1 protein-coding gene and 1 pseudogene are annotated in these 1,525 nt (G+C 62.9%); both read left to right on the forward strand.

Features of this window, described 5'->3' with window-relative positions:
* Positions 1–53: 53 nt before the first annotated feature.
* A pseudogene (locus EN925_RS41740) lies at positions 54–116 on the forward strand (hypothetical protein); the annotation flags it as partial.
* Positions 117–134: 18 nt separating this feature from the next.
* Positions 135–1,525 (forward strand): DEAD/DEAH box helicase (locus tag EN925_RS35295; RefSeq protein WP_348630387.1); only part of this gene is annotated, 1,391 nt, incomplete at its 3' end.

The raw sequence follows: 1,525 nt of genomic DNA on the forward strand, positions 1-1,525 counted from the left end.
AACCCGAGTTGCGCATCGGCGACGTCGTCGTCCATGAAGACCATGGCCTGGGCGTGCTCGCGGCGGTCGAACAGGTCAACTTGGCTGGTCAGCACCAGGATGTTGTCAGGCTGGAATATCATGGCGGGGCTTCCTTGCTGGTTCCGGTCGACGACTTTGGGAAAATATGGCGCTACGGCTCGGAACCGGAGGCAGTGTCGCTCGATCGCCTCAACGGCGAGGGCTGGCCCAAGCGACGCGAGGCTGCGTTGCGCGAGATCGACAGGCTGGCCAAGCGCCTGGTGGGCCTTGCCGAGATGAGGTCCAGCCAGCCCGCCGAGATCATCAAGCCCTCCCGCGCGGACTTGGCCCGTTTTGCGGCGAAATTTCCCTATACCGAGACTCCTGACCAGGCCGCCGCCATCCGCGCTGTGCTCGACGACCTTTCCTCGGGGAGAACAATGAACCGGCTCGTCTGCGGTGATGTTGGCTTCGGCAAGACAGAGGTGGCTTTGCGTGCTTGCGCCGCCGCCGCCCTCTGCGGGAAACAGGTTGCGGTCATAGCGCCGACAACCGTGTTGGCACGACAGCACTATGAGACGTTCAGCCGCCGTTTCGCAGGAACGGGCCTGCAGGTCGCCCACCTGTCAAGGATGGTCGGGGCAGCAAAGGCAAAAGCGGCAAAGGAGGGCCTGCGGAGCGGCCAGGTTACGATCGTCGTGGGTACTCAGGCCTTGTCGTCCAGGAGCGTCACTTTCGCCAATCTTGGACTGCTGGTGATTGACGAGGAGCACCGGTTCGGCGTCAAGTTGAAGCTGGCCCTGCGGAACATGGCGCCCTGCCTTCACACGCTGAGCATGAGCGCCACGCCGATACCGCGGACGCTGCAATCGGCGCTGTCGGGCATCCAGGATGTCAGCGTTCTAAACTCTCCGCCCGCCAAAAGACGTCCCGTCCGCACGATCCTGGCAGCGTTCGATCCAGCATCGGTGCGCGCGGCCCTCTTGCGTGAATTTCACAGGGGTGGACAGAGTTTCTTCGTGGTTCCTCGCATCGAGGACATTGGCCCGGTCTCTGACCAGCTGAACAGGCTGGTGCCGGAACTCGGCGTCATGACGGCGCACGGTGAAATGAAAGGGAGGCAGCTGGACGAAGTCATGGTCGGATTCGCTGACGGTGATGGCGACATTTTGTTGAGCACCGACATCATCGAGAGTGGGCTCGATGTGCCTCGAGCCAACACCATCATTGTCTGGCGCCCGGACCGGTTCGGTCTGGCGCAGTTGCACCAGCTACGGGGTCGGGTCGGTAGAGGAGCGATGCAAGCGGCTGCGTTTCTTCTGACGGAACCTGGCGTTGAGCTGGCCGACGGCACCAGGGCCCGGCTTTCGACAATGCTTGCGCTCGATCGGCTTGGCTCCGGCCTGGCAATCAGTCAAAGGGACCTCGACCTGCGCGGCGCCGGCGATCTCTTCGGCGAAGATCAGGCTGGGCATATGAAACTGATCGGAGTGGGCCTCTACGAGCACTTGCTGGAGCGGGCGGT

Origin of the sequence: Mesorhizobium sp. M7A.F.Ca.US.006.04.2.1, from assembly GCF_004022915.1 — a bacterium.
Lineage (GTDB): Bacteria > Pseudomonadota > Alphaproteobacteria > Rhizobiales > Rhizobiaceae > Mesorhizobium > Mesorhizobium ciceri.